15 protein-coding genes are annotated in these 17,524 nt (G+C 59.0%); 10 read left to right on the top strand and 5 right to left on the bottom strand.

Going from position 1 to position 17,524, the window contains the following annotated elements:
* The first annotated feature begins 45 nt into the window (after positions 1-45).
* Both fabG and MESAU_RS31720 read left to right on the top strand, forming a co-directional pair.
* Complete coding sequence (gene fabG, locus MESAU_RS28700; RefSeq protein ID WP_013533530.1) at positions 46-783, top strand: 3-oxoacyl-[acyl-carrier-protein] reductase; 738 nt, start codon at positions 46-48, stop codon at positions 781-783.
* Positions 784-1,017: 234 nt separating this feature from the next.
* Positions 1,018-1,377, top strand: coding sequence for a hypothetical protein (locus tag MESAU_RS31720; RefSeq protein WP_172832180.1), 360 nt, complete (start codon positions 1,018-1,020; stop codon positions 1,375-1,377).
* Positions 1,378-1,509: 132 nt separating this feature from the next.
* On the opposite strand, the gene MESAU_RS28710 is transcribed toward MESAU_RS31720, so the two are convergent.
* Entirely contained in the window at positions 1,510-2,493 is a 984-nt protein-coding gene (locus MESAU_RS28710; RefSeq protein WP_013533532.1) for a LysR family transcriptional regulator, read from the bottom strand.
* Positions 2,494-2,791: 298 nt separating this feature from the next.
* Between MESAU_RS28710 and MESAU_RS28715 the strand changes: the two genes are divergently transcribed.
* The 8 genes from MESAU_RS28715 (at position 2,792) to MESAU_RS28750 (ending at position 12,331) form a co-directional block, all read left to right on the top strand.
* Positions 2,792-3,382: a NodA family N-acyltransferase gene (locus tag MESAU_RS28715; protein ID WP_013533533.1), complete on the top strand. Its 591-nt coding sequence runs from the start codon at positions 2,792-2,794 to the stop codon at positions 3,380-3,382.
* Entirely contained in the window at positions 3,379-4,020 is a 642-nt protein-coding gene (nodB, locus tag MESAU_RS28720) for a chitooligosaccharide deacetylase NodB (protein WP_013533534.1), read from the top strand. The genes MESAU_RS28715 and nodB overlap by 4 nt, the downstream gene beginning before the upstream one ends.
* Before the next feature lie 14 nt (positions 4,021-4,034).
* Positions 4,035-5,387, top strand: a complete 1,353-nt coding sequence (gene nodC, locus MESAU_RS28725) for a chitooligosaccharide synthase NodC (RefSeq protein WP_013533535.1) — start codon at positions 4,035-4,037, stop codon at positions 5,385-5,387.
* 226 nt (positions 5,388-5,613) lie between these two features.
* On the top strand, positions 5,614-6,528 hold the full coding sequence (gene nodI / locus MESAU_RS28730; protein ID WP_013533536.1) for a nodulation factor ABC transporter ATP-binding protein NodI: 915 nt from the start codon (positions 5,614-5,616) through the stop codon (positions 6,526-6,528).
* Between the two features lie 3 nt (positions 6,529-6,531).
* A complete protein-coding gene (locus MESAU_RS28735) occupies positions 6,532-7,320 on the top strand; it encodes an ABC transporter permease (protein WP_013533537.1) in 789 nt (262 codons plus the stop codon).
* Positions 7,321-7,484: 164 nt separating this feature from the next.
* A complete protein-coding gene (locus tag MESAU_RS28740) occupies positions 7,485-8,222 on the top strand; it encodes a sulfotransferase domain-containing protein (protein ID WP_015319224.1) in 738 nt (245 codons plus the stop codon).
* A gap of 362 nt (positions 8,223-8,584) precedes the next feature.
* Entirely contained in the window at positions 8,585-10,630 is a 2,046-nt protein-coding gene (locus MESAU_RS28745; RefSeq protein ID WP_013533539.1) for a carbamoyltransferase family protein, read from the top strand.
* 1,014 nt (positions 10,631-11,644) lie between these two features.
* Positions 11,645-12,331, top strand: coding sequence for a transposase (locus tag MESAU_RS28750; RefSeq protein ID WP_245262924.1), 687 nt, complete (start codon positions 11,645-11,647; stop codon positions 12,329-12,331).
* A gap of 236 nt (positions 12,332-12,567) precedes the next feature.
* Here MESAU_RS28750 and MESAU_RS28755 read toward each other — a convergent pair whose 3' ends face one another.
* The 4 genes from MESAU_RS28755 to pdxR form a co-directional block, all read right to left on the bottom strand.
* The gene (locus MESAU_RS28755) at positions 12,568-13,410 is read right to left on the bottom strand and encodes a TIM barrel protein (protein WP_013533541.1); all 843 of its coding nucleotides are present in this window, start codon (positions 13,408-13,410) and stop codon (positions 12,568-12,570) included.
* A 564-nt stretch (positions 13,411-13,974) separates the two neighbouring features.
* Complete coding sequence (locus MESAU_RS28760) at positions 13,975-14,595, bottom strand: FMN-binding negative transcriptional regulator (RefSeq protein WP_013533542.1); 621 nt, start codon at positions 14,593-14,595, stop codon at positions 13,975-13,977.
* 468 nt (positions 14,596-15,063) lie between these two features.
* Positions 15,064-15,786 (bottom strand): B3/B4 domain-containing protein, encoded by a 723-nt coding sequence (locus MESAU_RS28765; protein WP_172832179.1) that lies wholly within the window; start codon positions 15,784-15,786, stop codon positions 15,064-15,066.
* Between the two features lie 215 nt (positions 15,787-16,001).
* Positions 16,002-17,507, bottom strand: coding sequence for a MocR-like pyridoxine biosynthesis transcription factor PdxR (gene pdxR, locus MESAU_RS28770; protein ID WP_013533544.1), 1,506 nt, complete (start codon positions 17,505-17,507; stop codon positions 16,002-16,004).
* Positions 17,508-17,524: the final 17 nt, after the last annotated feature.

A 17,524-nucleotide genomic window follows, 5' to 3' on the forward strand; every position in this document is an offset into this window, starting at 1 on the left:
AAAGGCGAAACCGAATTCGCCGGCCTGAAGAGAAGAGGACAAGATATGTTCGAACTGACCGGCCGCAAGGCGCTCGTCACCGGGGCATCGGGAGGCATCGGCGAGGCGATCGCCAGGATACTGCATGCGCAGGGCGCCATTGTTGGCCTGCATGGTACGCGCATCGAGAAGCTGGAGACGCTGGCCGCCGAGCTTGGGGACAGGGTCAAGCTGTTTCCGGCCAACCTTTCGAACCGCGACGAGGTCAAGGCGCTTGGCCAGAAGGCGGAGGCCGATCTCGAAGGGGTTGACATCCTGGTCAACAATGCCGGCATCACCAAGGACGGCCTGTTCGTGCGCATGTCGGACACAGACTGGGATACGGTGATGGAAGTGAACCTGACCGCAGTGTTCAGGCTGACCCGGGAACTGACCCACCCGATGATGCGCCGCCGCCATGGCCGCATCATCAACATCACTTCAGTTTCGGGTATCACCGGTAATTCGGGCCAGACCAACTACTCAGCTTCCAAGGCCGGCATGATCGGTTTCTCCAAATCGCTGGCGCAGGAGATCGCCACCCGCAACATCACGGTCAACTGCGTCGCCCCCGGTTACATCAAATCAGCGATGACCGACAAGCTCAACGACAAGCAGAAAGAGGCGATTATGGCAGCGATCCCGACCCGGCGCATGGGCACCAGCGCTGAAGTCGCGTCCGCGGTCGCCTACCTCGCCTCCAACGAAGCCGCCTACGTCACCGGCCAGACCGTCCACGTCAATGGCGGCATGGCCATGATCTGAGCACGGGGTAACCGGAGCCTACCTTGTCGTAGGCATCGCGCGACAGGCCTCACCGCCGGGGTTTGCAGGGCAAGTGCTGCTGCATGCGGATCAAACGTCTGCGGCGCTTGTCGTAGACGGTTTATCCCGCAGCCGGGCCACGGCTGCACTCATGGCCGGGCGAATGAGTTTGATACGCGTGCCGCGGCAGCGCAACAGGGACTCAAAGCCAGGCCACAGGCCTTTCCGGTCGGCATGGCGACCAAGATCCTTGCGCTCACCGATCCGCTCGGCACTTGTGTGCTTCGTCCCCCCTGTCAGGAGGCCGCTTCGATACGGGGTTTCGCCCGTCCATCGAGGGCGTCGCCTTCGGCGATCCGACGCCGACAAGGGTTCAACATCAACACCATCATTGCCGATCTGAACGACCGCGTCGCCAGGATCGTAATCCAGCACGATCCGAGGCGCGCCTTGCCGCCTCCTCTCGATCTGGAAGCGTCTGATCGAGAACTTCTTCTGCACCCAAGCGTATGCCAGGACAACTCCAACCAGAGCTTCGAAGCGAGCATCGACCGCAACCGCGGCATAACCCACCATGGGGCTCAGCAAACCTAGACCAAGGCCAGCCAAGCTGCGAATCCGGATGAGGTACCGACCCAAGACATGCACTTCGAGCTCCGCTCCTCGCTTCGGGCGTCTCACAGTCTGCAAGCGCAACACCTGCCGATCAGCTGACGATCCGTCGCCTCAGGCAACATGAGTGTGGGCGGTAACGGCCGACACAAGTCCAGGAGCGCTGGGGGCCTCTCGTGGATTCGCAGGAGTAGCAAGCCGGGATGCTTCCTGCACCATTATCTCCCGCATCCAGATGCTGGCCGGATCGCTGTTGTGGTTGGCCAGCCATTGGACGGCTTCGGTGAAAACGGGAAGCGGCAGTGGAAGTTCGACGACCTTAAGGGGGAACGTTCTTTCGAAGTGCTTAACCAGCCGGAGGGGCACGGACGAAATACGAGCTGTGCCGGACACCATTGGCGGCACCATGCTGAAGCCCTGCACCTCGACTTCGACACGTCTTTTTAGGCCGTGCTCGAGCAAGAACAGTTCCTCGATAGAGGGCTTGCGCCAACGTCCGAACCTGACGCAGACGTGCCTCATCGACAGGTATCTCTCAAATGTAAGCTGCCGTGGCAGCTGCTTGTTGGCGGCACAACCCACGCATACCAGCTTCTCATCGAAAAGCGCCACGCTTGGATGCGCGCCCGACATGAACATATCCGGAAGAATTACAAAGTCGATGTCGCCGCGCCGGAGGAGCTCGTCCGGGTTGTCATCGAGTGGCAGCAATTCGAACGTGACGGCGGGGGCTTCACGAGCGACACGCTCCACGACTTTTTCAAAAAAAACGAGCGTGGCGAAATCGGAAATAATGATCCTGAAGCGTCGATCGGATCGAGACGGGTCAAACGGATCCGAAGAAATAATCGAGGACTGGATACGCAGGAGAGCGTCGCGGACTGCGGGGGCAAGTGCAATCGCTCGTGAGGTCAGGATGCGCTCTCGACCGTTCATACTGAACAGTTCATCACCGAAAAAGTCGCGCAGCCGGGCGACAGCCGCACTCATGGCCGGCTGGCTTAGGTTTATGCGGCGTGCCGCCGCCGAGAGATTGCGCTCGGCCAGCAATGCGTCCAGCACAACGAGAAGGTTGAGATCAAGCCCCTTGAAACGCATGCCTGCGGCCATCCATAGAGTGGATACCTTTCATCGAAACAAACGATTTTACCAGTTTTGCGGAACGTCGCATAGGGACCTCACAAGAGATGTAAGCAAGCCCTAAAGGAACTTGATGCTTGCGTGGGTGCCGGACAGCATTTCTGGCGTACGCCTTCCGGTGTCGACCGGATCGCATGTCCAGTGCGGCTAAAGTTCACCGTGACCTGCGAAAGCCATATCGCGCCGGCTCGACGCGACAAGCTCCCCGTCATTACGCGCTTACCTCAGGAAAACAGGAACGGACAGAGGTCTTTCCATGCGCTCTGAAGTGCAGTGGAGGTTGTGTTGGGAAAACGAGTTGCAACGGCATGAGCATGTCGAGCTCTCAGACTTCTTGCACAAAACCTATGGAGGGACTGGCACCTTCTCCGCAATGCGATTCGAAGGCGGGCGGAGTTGGTTCGGCGCGAGGCCAGAGCTCCGAGCAATTGGTAGGGACACGCACGGTGTAGCGGCACATCTCGGTCTACTGCGCCGTTTCATCAAAGTTGGCGCAATCGACGTGCTGGTGGCCGAACTCGGATTGTACGGGGTGCGTCGGGATCTTGAGGGCCTCGGCATCAGCTTGTCCCTGCGCAGTCTGTATCCGGCGCTGCAGCAGATGGGCGTTCCATTCGCTTTCGGCACGGTTCGGCACGAAATGCGAAATCACATCCAGAGGCTCTGCAAGGTGGGGCTTGGGAAGATTGTGCCGGACGTTCGCATCCGCTCAACCTTGGCAGACATGCATCCCGACCTGCCGCCCACGCGCTTGGAGGACGATCTCGTCTTTGTCTCGCCGATTGGGCGGTCGATTGACGAGTGGCCGTCCGGCACCTTCATCGAGCGGAACGGTCCGGAGCTATGAAACATCTGGACTGCATATGTGAAATGTCCAGTCACTGCGCAGACGGCACCCAAGAGCGCAGCGTCTATCTCACGTTTGACGACGGTCCCGATCCCGTTTGGACACCGGAGGTCCTCGACGTGCTGGCGCAACACCGGACACCGGCGACATTCTTCCTGATCGGTGACGCGGCTGTAGACCGGCCGGAGCTTGTCCGGCGAATTATTGCGGATGGGCATGAAGTGGCCAATCACACGATGACTCATCGGGATCTGTCCAGATGCGAACCCGGCGAAGTTGAACGTGAAATAGTTGAGGCGAACAGCGCCATCAGGATGGCGTGCCCGCAAGCTGCGGTGCGGTACTTTCGTGCGCCCTATGGGAGCTGGACCAAAGAAGCTCTCAAAGCCTCGGCGAGCACTGGATTGGCACCCCTGCATTGGTCAGTCGATCCGCGAGACTGGGCTCGCCCCGGAGCGGACTTGATTGTCGATGCAGTTCTCGCCGGGGTCCGCCCGGGCGCGATTGTGCTCCTTCACGACGGGTGTGAGTGCTCTCGAAGCGATCCGCGCGACCAGACCGTTGTGGCGCTGTCCCGCCTGATCCCAGCGCTCCACGACCGCGGATTCACAGTCCGACCCCTTCCTCAACATCATTGAACAAACGAGATCCTATGGACCCGCTTACCACAGCCAGTACCGTCGCCGTTTCGTGTTACGCGCTGCTCTCGACCGTTTATAAAGGCATGCAAGCGGTTTATGCGCAGCCGGGACACGTTGCCTCGAGCTCGGACGACTTGCTCGCCTTCGACCTTTGGCCGAGCGTGGATGTCATTATCCCCTGCTACAACGAGGAGCCGCGCACACTTTCGGCCTGTCTGGCTTCGGTTGCAAACCAGGAATACGCCGGAAAGCTGCATGTCTATGTGGTTGATGACGGTTCTGGAAATCGCAACGCCCTCATGCCGGTGCATCACGCCTACGTGGACGACCCCAGATTCACCTTTATTCAGCTCCCCCACAACGTCGGCAAACGCAAAGCACAGATCGCCGCGATCCGTGGTTCGTCTGGAGATTTCGTGCTCAGCGTCGACTCTGACACGACTCTCGAGCCCGACGTGATCGCGAAACTTACGGCACGGATGCGGGATCCAGCGATCGGCGCCGCCATGGGCCAGCTGACGGCATCCAACCGGAGCGACACTTGGTTGACCCGGTTGATTGACATGGAGTACTGGCTCGCTTGCAACGAGGAACGGGCTGCGCAGGCCCGCTTTGGTGCGGTCATGTGCTGTTGCGGCCCCTGTGCAATGTACCGCCGCTCTTGTCTGATGTCGCTGCTGGATCAATACGAAACCCAGCTGTTTAGGGGCAAACCTAGTGACTTCGGCGAGGACCGCCATCTTACCATCCTGATGCTGAAAGCAGGCTTTCGGACCGAGTACGTTCCGGACGCCGTCGCAGCGACAGTCGTTCCGGACAAGATGGGGCCCTATCTGCGCCAACAACTACGCTGGGCACGAAGCACTTTCCGCGACACGCTGCTGGCACTGCGCCTGTTGCCGGGCCTCGATCGCTACCTCACGTTGGACGTGATTGGACAGAATGTCGGTCCATTGTTGCTCGCGGTCGCTGTACTAGCCGGGCTCGCAGAGCTCGCATTGACAGATACGGCGCCTTGGCCAACGGCAATTATCATTGCCGGCATGACGATCATTCGATGCACCGTGATAGCTTTCCGTGCACGCCAAGTCCGATTCTTCGGCTTTTCTCTGCACACGTTCATCAACATCTTTCTCCTACTTCCCTTGAAAGCTTATGCGTTGTGCACCTTGAGCAACAGTGATTGGCTGTCGCGCAAAAATGCCATCCAGCCCCATGGGAGCAAGAAGCCGATCATCGTCGCAAACCCGATCACCAGGGCAAATGGTACAGGCAGTCCGGGAATTGCCGGCTCGAATCGTACGGATCGTTCTCGCGATTCTGCACAGCTGGTTGAGCCTGGCGTTCTTCACAGCTCCGAGTGACCGAGTACTTGGGTAGAGAATACGTCGTGAGCTTAGGCATACATCCACGATCAGACCGAGAACCAGCCGAAAGCGACCGTAGCCTTCGACCCTATTTTGCGCGGCTGCGACACTCGTTTTCTCTCATTCCTCAAGGACCAGCACAGGTACCAGCTGCTCTGGACCAGAACCTCGAAAGTAAGCTGCCGGCCGGCCGATTGGCCTGTTTTCAGCCTGAGATAGACGTATGTCCAATGTAGCAATCGACCTTGACCAGGTAACCAAGTCATTTGGCAGCAAACTCGTTGTGAACGGGTTGTCCTTCACTGTGGGTACGGGAGAGTGCTTCGGCCTGCTGGGGCCGAACGGTGCAGGCAAGAGCACCATTGCGCGCATGCTCCTCGGCATGACCCGGCCCGACTCCGGTAAGATCACGGTGCTCGGAGTGCCGGTGCCGGGTCGAAGTCGCTTGGCCCGCAAGGGCATAGGTGTCGTTCCGCAGTTCGACAACCTGGACCTGGAATTCACGGTCCGCGAGAACCTGATGGTGTTCGGGCGGTACTTCGGCATGAGCACACGGAAGATTCAAGAGGTCGTTCCATCTCTCCTTGAGTTTGCCCGCCTTGAGAGCAAGGCGGACGCACGTGTGGGCCAGCTATCAGGCGGCATGAAGCGGCGTCTAACGTTGGCGCGCGCGCTGATCAACGACCCCCAACTTCTTATAATGGACGAGCCGACTACCGGCCTCGACCCGCACGCCCGCCACCTGATCTGGGAGCGGCTCCGTTTTCTGCTGGCGAGCGGAAAGACAATCATTTTGACCACCCACTTCATGGAAGAGGCTGAGCGGCTATGCGATCGGCTGTGTGTACTGGAGCGGGGACGCAAGATTGCCGAGGGCAGCCCTCATGCTTTGATAGACGAACATATTGGATGCAATGTGATCGAGATCTTTGGCGGCAATCCGCAGGAGCTGACTTCGCTAATCAAGCCGTACGTTCAGCGCATTGAGGTAAGCGGTGAGACCCTCTTTTGCTATGCGCCCGATCCAGAGCAGGTGCGTGTCCAGCTTCGCGGGCGCGCAGGTCTGCGGATTCTGGAGCGTCCACCAAGTCTGGAGGACGTCTTCTTGCGGCTAACCGGACGCGAGATGGAGAAGTGAAAAATGCGTGAAGGTCTTGCGGCGGCACTGCCCGCCAACGCGTGGAACTGGATTGCGGTGTGGCGCCGTAACTATCTGGCGTGGAAGAAGGTCGCATTTGTGTCGCTTCTCGGCACTCTTGCCGATCCTATGATTTACCTTTTCGGGCTCGGTACGGGGCTTGGACTGATGATAGGTCGGGTTGAAGGCGCCTCGTACATTGCCTTCTTGGCAGCCGGGATGGTCGCGACAGGCGCGATGACCGCATCGACCTTCGAAACAATATACGCGGTTTTCAGTCGCATGCGCGACCTGGGCACCTGGGAAGCAATCCTTCATACACAACTCACCCTGGGCGACATCGTTCTTGGTGAATTGGCATGGGCAGCCACCAAGGCCTTTCTGGCAGGTACCGCAATTACCATTGTTGCTGTTATGCTAGGCTATGCCGATTGGACGTCCCTGCCCTATGTGCTGCCGGTAGTCGCTCTCACCGGCTTCGCCTTTGCCAGCCTGGCAATGGTCGTCATCGCGCTCACCCCCAGCTATCACTATTTCATATTCTATCAGACGCTCGTCATCACACCCATGCTGTTCCTGTCTGGCGCGGTCTTTCCAGTCGGCCAGTTGCCAGGCGCCTTTCAGCGCGTGGCGGCCTTCTCCCCCCTGGCGAACTCTATCGACCTGATCCGCCCGGCAATGCTTGGCCATGTGGCAGACAACGTCGGGCTGCATATCGGCGCACTTTGTATGTACACGGTTTTGCCGTTCTTCCTCTCTGCTGCGCTCTTTCGCCGACGCCTGATGCGTTGACGCTGCTTACGACGGCACGAGAACGAGGGCCGCAATGCATCTTGAATTGGCCACCATCAAAGCTGTAGCCGAATTGAGTCCGCGTTCAAGACATAGCAGCCGAATTTCTGGTGCCCTGGTCTGCCCTAACCCTCGCGACCGCTACTAGCTGGAACCACATAGCAATGACACACCGCACGCCGATGCCTCAGCCTTTTGTTATCCTTGCGATGCCAAGGACTGGCACACATTATTTGGAGGAACTGCTAAACGAGCATCCGACCGTGCTGAGCAACGGTGAGTTGCTCAATGAGTACGACACCAATTGGCCCGGAAAGGATCGCCTGCTACGCACGGATCGTGAGCTCCTCGAACAAGCTTATTGGCGTTATCCCACGCCAGACTACAAGAACGTGACGCATATTGGCTGCAAGATCAACGAGCCCCAATTTCACGAACGTCCAGGTTTTTTTGCTGAACTGACCCGTTGGCCAGCACTCAAGGTCATACTCGTAACTCGAAACATATTGGAATCGCTTCGGTCCTTTGCACAGGCAAGGCAAAGCGGCCAATGGCTGAAATTCAGTTCGGACGCCGCTCGGCCGCCGCGCGTAAGATTGTCAATCGCTGATTGCGAGGCTTACTTCAAAGCCGCGGACAATTTCCACGCTCGCATCGAGCACTCCTTCACGACGAGCCAGCTGCTTGTAGTCGAATACGAGAGCCTCCTTCACGAACCCGCTGCTTGCTTGGGAAAGGTTTGGCATTTTTTGGGCGCACCGGCCGTTGGGCTCTCTGATCGCGCCGTCCTTCAGCGCCAGGAAACGCGAGCGCTGGACCAGACAGTGCAGAATTTTGATGAGTTGCAGCTCCACTTCGCGCATGGACCATACGCCCGGTTCTTTGACGTGGGTGGTCTGTGATTGGCCCGCTACGCCGACGGCAGTTCGCTTGCTGCGGGGCCACTCGATCCCTTCCATTGAAGGTTGAAATTACGAACCACCCGATGGCGCCTGCCGCAGTTCTCAACAGGAACGGCGGCCTTAGCGGTGCTTCCCTTCCTTGGGCATACCGCGTCGGCACCACGCGGCTTTTTCTCGTCAGTGGGCCCACGCTGGCAATTTCGAAACGTTGGGCCGGATTTTGGCACTGACGACACCCCTGCCAGAGTTTGACGATGTCTGATTGCGGTTGCAGGCGAGAAAGATAATGGAGCCCGTTCTAAGTCGAACGGCCTTGAGCCGGGCCAGCCGGTCCTTTTTGTCATAATAACATGGAGATCGAGATGTTGTGTCTAGGAGTGAGTGGCGGATTGGACAAAGTCCATGAAAACCGATTCCAGTTTGCGAATACATTTTTGCACGATGGTGCTGCGGTGCTCGTCCGAGACGGACACGTAATAGCGGCCGTTGAAGAGGAGCGCCTCAACCGGATCAAGCACTCCAACAAGCTCGCGAGTGGTGCGATTCAATACTGCCTCTCAGCCGCTGGAGTTCAGCTCAAAGACATCGATCGTGTAGCGTTTTACGCTACCGAAGCCTATTGTAACGCCGCCCTGGAGAAGATGCTTATTTCCCAGCCGGACGCCTCCATCCCTGTGGACGCTAAATTGATGGTACAGAAGCTGTTCGCGCAGGAGTTCGGCACCGAACTGGAGGCTTCGCGTATCTCATTCGTAAGTCATCATCAGGCGCACGCGGTAAGTGCTTTTGCAATGTCGGGCTTCGAACAAAGCCTGATTTTCGCGATTGATGGCTCTGGTGATTTCTTGTCGGGCCTCTTGGCGGTCGGGTCTGGCACAGAAATCCGGCAGCTCGAGAGTTTCCCAGAGAATAACTCTCTAGGCCTGTTCTATATAGAAACTATTCGTCATCTGGGCTACGGCATGTTCGACGAATATAAGGTAATGGGGCTTTCCCCATACGGCGATGCAGTTCCCTATCGCGAGCTCTTCGAGCAGTTCTATGAACTCTTGCCCAACGGTGGCTACCGCGTCCATCTGGACCGCATCGGCCCGACACTGCTCCGCAACATCAGTGTCAGGCGAAAGGGAATGCCATTCACACAGCAACATCGTGATGTGAGTGCCTCATTGCAGGAAGCGCTGGAGCGGATCGTGTTCCACATTCTCCGCCATCATCGTGAGGCGACCGGGATGAAGCGGCTGTGCCTCGCTGGAGGCGTAGCCCACAACTGCTCGATGAATGGCAAACTGCTGTATTCAGGGCTTTTCGAAGATATTTTTGTTCAACCCGCAGCGCATGATGCTGGGTGCGCATTGGGCGCCGCACTCATGGCATCTGCTGAGCTGGGGCACCCTGCGCCTCGCAAGCGGTTGCGGGAGGTCTATTGGGGGCCTGATCTCGGAAGCGACCAGGCCGTCGAGCAGGAACTTATTGCATGGGCCGGGCACATCGAGGTCGAACGCACCGATGATGTGGCCAGCAGTGCAGCCGACTTGATGGCCAATGGCGCGGTGATCGGCTGGGTGCAGGGCCGTTCGGAGTTCGGTCCACGTGCGCTTGGCAACCGAAGCATTCTTGCAGATCCACGACCTGCCGCAAACAAGGAGCGGATCAACGCAATGGTTAAGAAGCGCGAAGGGTATCGGCCCTTCGCGCCATCGGTGCTGGAGGAGGATGCGGCCGAATTTTTCGACCTGCCGGACACTGAATGCGAATTCCCTTTCATGAATTTCGTCGTTCGTGTGCGCGACTCTATGCGTGGCTTGCTCGGCGCCATCACACACGTCGACGGTACCGCGCGGCTGCAAACCGTATCGCGCAAAGCCAACCCGGCCTACTGGGACCTTATTAATGCTTTCAAGAAGCGGACGGGCATCCCAATTTTGCTGAACACATCCTTCAACAACAACGCCGAGCCGATCGTAGATTCAGTTGCAGACTCGATTGCGACCTTTTTAACGACAGAATTGGACGGACTTGTGGTCGGGCCGTTCCTCGTCAAGAAACGGGCTACCGCGCTGGAGGACTGGACTGCGCTCGCGGTTTCATTGCCTCCTCAGTTTAGTCTGCATCAAGTACGTGCTTATACAACGCAAGATCGCCAGGAGACGGTCTGCGAGATTCGCGCAGTCCACTCCCCTCGCGACGGTGTGCGCATTTCAAGTGAAGTGTACGCTCTGCTCATTCAGATCGAGGGCGAAGCCGTGCTGGGGGATCTCCTCAATCCAATCACGCTAGATGAAGCTAAGCGTCAAGCTCTCACAAAGGAGCTTCGTCAGTTGTGGGAGCAGCGCTGCATTCGGCTGCACCCCTCACAAGCTGTTCGCGTCCGTCAAGGCCCCGATCGTTTGCTGGAGCAGGCATAACAGGCCCACCAAAATGGCTCTTTTGGCTCCATGCCTTGGTCTGAACAGGAGCGGTGCGTTGTCCAGAATCGGACTGCTCACCAATGGGTGAGGCGACACCAAAGCCGGTTGGGGGTCAGTTTTTAGTGCCCTTTAACAGCAATGCTTGCTGATGCCTTGTGAAGGCGCCCGTGGTCGCCTGGTTGCCGGAGAGGCAACCAGGCGCGCGTCCTTCAGCATTCCCAAGCCCGACCGTCGACATCAACGCCAATCGGCCTTGAGAACGCGCCATCGATCGAACGCGAAAAGCAGGCTGGCCGGCCTTCAGGAGAAGGCCAGGGTAGCAAACTCGCACAAGAGGTGAAGCGGACGACTAAAGGCTCAGTGAATTCATGTGCGTACCATGCCACTAAGTGAACTCGCAAGATTTCCTCGGTCAGTACCGGGACCACGTTCCGACCAAACCAGATGACCGCCGCGGTACTCACGGAAGAAGGATTGGCCCCAGCGGTGGCCGCGGCGAGGAGTAGCTCCGGTCGGCCTCCGTACCACGCTCTGCCGCTGCCGGACGAAGCTCGATGCGAGTTCGACTCGGCTCGTGCCCTCCACTCTCCATGCGCGCCATTCTGCGCAGCTGTCCGCTCTTCGCCGCCAACTCAAGTCGGTTCACGTTTTGATAAGCCGGGCTAGCGTCGCTAGCCGGCCTTTCGGATGTAAGCCGTCCTGCACTGCCAGCGCAGATTGGATCGGCGCACTTGAGCAGCTCCTTTCAGTCCGGATGCCACCCGTCGCTGCGCCGTCGAAAACCAGGAAGATAGCTTTTGCATGCTGCGAGGAAGCACCACCTCCTCGGTTCGAGATGAAATAGCCTGCTTGCTTTTAGGTGCTCGTAGGCTGTTTTAGGATGTGCGTCGCCAGCAGGGCTTGCTCAAGCGATCGGATGCATATAGCTCGGCTACAGAAGAGCCGGCCAGACCTTCATTCCGTCGTCTGCCGCGACTTCCTGTACAATTCGTCTTCAACAAGGAACGACCTATGAGGCGGCAGCCCCGAGCATTCACGGTGGAGATCAGACAGAAGCGCAGTTCTCAAAAACGGAGTCTTTCAATCTGGAGCGATGTCGATCTCACCGCAGCAATGGCCGAGACAAGAAGGGAACTCGAGAAGATGGAGTTGCCAAATGGTCGCCCTGTTGACTCGAGTGTAGTATCGCTCAATGCTGAACACATGCACAAACCGCGAGCGGAGCATCTCATGACGAATTCCCTGGACGCAGGATCAGGAACAACTGCAACGCAACCGGCAGCCAAAGTGGAGACGCCTCTGAAGAAGAAAGCACAACGGTCGCCGAGAGCTAAGGTTGAGCCCAGGCCGCCTGCTCGGAAGAACGCGCCCAATGCGGCGTCGCAGGCGCAGCAAATACCAGCGGCGGCCGTGCGGACCGGACGCAAGATCTACTCTGAAAACGAGCGCGCTCAGATGCTTGCCCTTATACAGAAGTCTATCAGTGGCGGCGCCACCCATAAGAGCGCGGTCAAGCAGGCCGGCATCTCGGAACAGACCTACTATCAATGGAAGAGAGCTGCGCTGCCTGCATCGGTTGGTGATGATCTGAAGGACCTCGTCGCGCTTGAGGAAGAAAACAAGCGACTGAAGAGCCTGCTCGCGGAACGGCTGCGCAAGGAGAACGCGGAACTGAAGAGGAAGCTGGAGCTTGAATAACGCTGCGGTTGGGGTGGGCCACTCGCCCTTGGTCCGCCATCAGTTGCTCTTCGTCCGAAAACCGATAGCTCGCCGCCCTCCGCATCAGATCCGATCTTCGCCTTGCCGCCCATCGAACTGCCGCGGCCGCCCAAGGCGGTCCAATGGCCAGTTTTGACAATGGTGATGCGGCAAGCGCCTGCATCAGCGAGATACAGCGATCTCAAATGACTTCTCGGCTCAATCGCCTGCGCGAATTAGACTGGCACTCGCCTGAGAAGCCCGCGTCGGATGAGATCGATGCTGGAGGCAAATGCGCCTGCAAAGTCATTTAACGCATGGACCTCCTCCACAAGCTCAAAGGAGAAGGGGCCCGAATAGCCGCCATCGAGTAGCGTCCGGATTTGGCTGCAATTGTCCGAGCCGCCCAGGATGCGATCCGGGCGAATCCAGAAGGTTGGATCGTTTATGCTCGAAATGTGCACGAGACCGGTCAAGTCGCAGAAGAAGGACGTCTCGCGGGCAAGCGTGTGGTGGAATGTATCGTGGACAAGCCGGAAGGCGGACTGGCCATCAACCGAGGCAATGGCGATAGCCGCTTCTTTCTTCGACCGAAGTGAGGAGGTCTGGAACCCAAGCGGCTCGATAAGCCCAACAAGACCTCGCGACTGAAGTATTGGCTTTAGCGCCTTCAAGGCGACGCGGAGATTGCCTTGGCGCTCGGCATTGGCGGACCGCGAACCGTCGTTCACCGGCACCAGCATGAGCGCCTGGGCGCCGCAGGCGGCCGCATAATCGGCGAGCTTGCTGGCCTCGGCTTTGCGGGCGTGAGTCCACTCGTCGAATCGCTGCAAGGCGTTGACTGAGATAATCGTGACTCCCGCTTCGGCAGCGGCAGCCCGGACATCCGCCGACGGCTTGCCGCGCGCAACAGCCTTACTGCAAGGATCAGTCCTGACTTGCACGTCGGTTAGACCGAGATCGCGGGCGAGTGCGAGGAACGTCATGACGTCAAGCCCAGGTGTCGCCATATGGTCGAGTGCAAACCGAAGCGGCGCCACGCGCACGGATTGGCGTTCTTTCATCAAGGCGGCCGCCATTCGCGGCTCACTGGCCGTTTGGCGATTTTCAAGGCCGAAATGTTCGGCATAGGGAGGCGAGCCGGTCGAAGTCACCCGCTCTTTATTCATAGGATTGTCTATCATTGTGAGCCGACTTTCACGCAACGGGTACCACCGCGCCTCTTGAGACATTCATCTGCTAAGCGAAATGACCGAAGATGGATCCAGCCTACCCAGCCGCTTCTGCAGAGTGAGTACCAGGCCGCAAGGATGCTGAACCGCTCCGGAGCCAAACTGATGTGGCCGGCTGCTCCGCCGTAGCGAGGTGGACTGCCAGTGCAATCATAGCGCCTCCCCGACCTCTCCCTCAGGCGCTGATTCAATCCAGGACGCGCTGCTGTGCGGCCTTCAATGCCGCTGGGCACAAAGCCAACATGTCGGCGAGAGTATTGAACGCAATTGGGGCGACCGCCGGCGAGACTGCGGGCGACAACATAGAGTCGCCGAGCACCAGGCGTTATGGCGAGCACAAAAGCCGCGGCAAGGCGTAGGGCGAGTTGCGTCAGATTTGTCATGGGGTCGATACCAACGAAGTTTATGTTGCTAAGGGATGAAGGAGGCGACCTCACGGTCAGATGCCCGCTCGCTCGCTGCGAGGCCCGCAGCCACTCCGGCACGGTCGGCCGCGTTCCGATTCTGGCTCATCTTGCGCTTGCCCTCGATCCTCGTGATCGACATGCGCAGACCCACAATTCCGCGGAGTTGGGCCTGCACGAAATCCGACGGCGCATCCGACACCGCCCAGGGCGAGACGCGCTCACCCTCGTGGTGGTCGGTCAGGCGATTCACGGCCTCCAGCAGCCTCCCGGTGTCCTCGAAGAACTCGACCGGGCCATAAGCGTGGACGGTGACGTAATTCCAGGTAGGCACAACCTTCCCGGTTTCCTGTTTGGTCGCGTACCACGCCGGGGTCACGTAAGCCTCCGGCCCCATGAAGATGGCCAGACCGTCGCCCAGCGGGGGAACACGGCACTGTGGATTGGCCTTGGCGAGGTGGCCGTAGATCACGCCGTGCTCGCCCTCGCTTTCATCAAGCAAGAGGGGCAGCGGCGAGGCGAAGAGTCCTTCGGCCGTCGCGGTGACGAAGTTCGCCAGAGGAGATGCGCGGACGCTCGCCCGCAGGAAATCCATATCATCATCGCGGAAGGCGGGAGGGGTGTACATCGGGGAACTCCGTGTGTGCGCTGCAGGTCGGGATACCGGCAATCTGACCCTCAGGAAACAGCCAGTTAATTACAATTGAAGTCGTCCAGTTGGTGAAGTGACTTGGCGAGCCCAGATCATCGGGCCAACTATCTTAGTGGCCCAACAGTCGTAGAGGGCCGTGTGTCCAGCTTGCCCAGCAGGACCTGGGTGACGCCGAGCTGGCGCCGTCCTCCAGGGTTGGCGAAATCATGACACAGCATGTGCCGCCGAGCCGCTGGCGGCGTCGGCGGCAAGGTCGCGACCCGCAGATATGGCTGCGTACCGATCCGCTCGGGAAGTTAGCCTTCGAAGGAGGCGGAGAGCTCCCCCGACGGGTGAGCATGTGCCTCTCGATCGACATCTCTGATAGGCTTCCGTGCCGCCGGCCTGCCTATCAGGCGGCGCATGCAGGCCAGCTCAGCCTCGATGACAGGGACGGCACGTTCCTCAACCGACCCGCCTGGCGGAACTGGCGACCGAGGCTTTAGCGGTGGTGATTTCCTGTTCGTAGACCTTACACCCTGGTGCAAGCTCTCTCAGACCGCTCACGAGCATCTTAGCTGCGTCCTCGAGCGCTCCTTCCGGCATCGCTGCTAAGCTTTCCAAAATAAACCACATGCGGCCGCCCACCGTCTCCAACCGGGTGCGCGTGCCCTGCCGCCAGTTCCAGCGGCGACATGTAGCTGCCAGATCGTCGCGCCAGATGACCTCCCCCTTGGAAGGCTTTTCGACGACCGCTTCCCCATTCAAAACAGTGTGGAAGCACTCCGTTCCTTCCGCAATTGTCAGCCGTGGTTTACCGACATATGCATCGAAATTTTCGCCGCCGACGGGTATTGCGAAACGCAGGCTCACTGCATTGTAGAGGTCAACGACAGGATTTATCGATGGGATGCGGCCGTCCCTCTCCACCCGTTTTTTCAATGCGTGCGCCGAGCACGGCGTCCGGTTTGGTTTCGCTCCGAATCGGACGTATGCCTCCGCCCAATTGGCCAAGTGCGCTTCTCCCCATGCGGGTCCTCCCGCTCGGACGAAATCGCAAGCCTCTCCCAACACGTCTCGAGCCATGACGCCTCGCGCACTGTCCTGTGCATCAACAAGAATGCTGATAGCGCGAAAGTCAGGTGCGATCTCTGCTATTTCCTCGTCGATCAGCGGAAAATCCATCAACGCTTTCTCCTTTAAGCCGGCCGCACGGCGCCTTGCTTCCAGTGGATGTAAGAGTCTCGTCGAGAACTCTCTTCGCCAGGTCGCAGGGTCAGAGTACTGCCCGGGACCCGGAATGGCCGACAGGGCCAGTCACGGCAAGTCTTGCTGATCCAGTCTGCGATCGCTGCCGGCGTGACTCTGGGGTCACGAGCCAGGCCTGTGCACCGTCAGGCCGGTTATTGAGGATGTTGCCGAGTGCTCGCAAGGCTTTTTACCCGTTGGACAGCGCCAGTAAGGAGCCGAACGCCATTCTCGATCTGCCGAATGGTCAGGGCGGAATAGCCCATCACCAGTCCAATCCGGTCAGCACGGCCTTCATCTCGAATGTACAGTGATGAAATCGGATGGATGCCCACCCCGACCCGCCGCGCCTCTTCAACCAGGATGTCCTCCAGCGACCGAGAAAGATCCTTGAACCAGACGACGACATGCAGCCCTGCATCAGCACCCTCGATGACAATACCGTCTGCGAACGCGCGTTGAAGGACGGCAAGCAGCGCCTCACGGCGCTCGCCGTTGAGACGGCGGACGCGTCGCACATGGCTTTCATAACCACCGCTCTCGATAAGTGAGGCCAGGGCCTCCTGTTCGGCAACCGGAGAATGCCTGTCGAGAAGCTGCTTGGCCGTCGCAAAGACATCTTGCAACTCGGCCGGAACCACCAGGTAGCCGATGCGCAGCATCGGCGACAGTGTCTTGGAGATCGTCCCAACATAGATGACGGAACTGCGGTCTTCCAGCTTGTGCAACGGGGGCACCGGACGAATGTCGTACCGGTACTCGCCATCGTAATCGTCCTCGATGATATAGGCGTCGTTGCGCCGAGCCCATTCGAGGAGTTGATAGCGCCGCGAAATCGACAAGACGCCGCCGAGCGGGAACTGGTGCGACGGGGTGACATAGGCCAGCCGCGCCGGAATTTCCTGCAGCAGCTCCGTCTTTATGCCCTCGCTATCGACGGCGACGGCCACTGGAGTGGCTCCTGTGCTGGCAAAGACTAGGCGCGCCATTCTATAGCAGGGATCCTCGATCACGAAGCTGTCAGCAGGATCTAGCAGCAGACGCGCGCAAAGGTCCAGGCACTGTTGTGATCCACTCACGACGAGGATCTGCTCGACCCGGCAGCTAAGCGTTCGGGCGCGCCACAAATATCCCTGCAACGCCTGGCGCAAGCGATGCGAGCCGCGTGGATCGTGATAGGCCAGCCTTCCGGGACTTTGTGACATCGCCGCGTTCATCGCGCGCTTCCACGTCAGTGCAGGGAAATCAGATGGTGCGAGGTCGCCGTAGCGGAAATCGACCTTGAGACGGTTCGGGAGGTAGTCGGGCCGTGGCGGACTGGCGCGCAGTCGCTCGCCGTAACTGGAAAGGTGAATCGGGCCAGTCCTTTTCGGCACCGCGCTAGTCGCTTTACTCCCGACTAGCGAAGCTGCAACGCGAGGTCTTGCGCCTTGGATGACCTCAATGAAACCCTCGGCGACCAGCTGGTCATATGCCACCGTCACCGTGGTTCGCGACACACCGAGTTCATTTGCGAGGCCCCGGGACGACGGCAGCTGGCTGCCCGTTTCATAGATGCCGCCCAGGATCTGCTCGCGAAGAGCTTCGCAGATCTGGCGCGCGCCCAGACCTTGAGGGCGAGCTGTCGAAGCGGCAGGAGAAGGCTGGACCATTTCTTTCATCGCCAACTGAACGTTCC

It is taken from the genome of Mesorhizobium australicum WSM2073 (genome assembly GCF_000230995.2).
GTDB lineage: Bacteria > Pseudomonadota > Alphaproteobacteria > Rhizobiales > Rhizobiaceae > Mesorhizobium > Mesorhizobium australicum.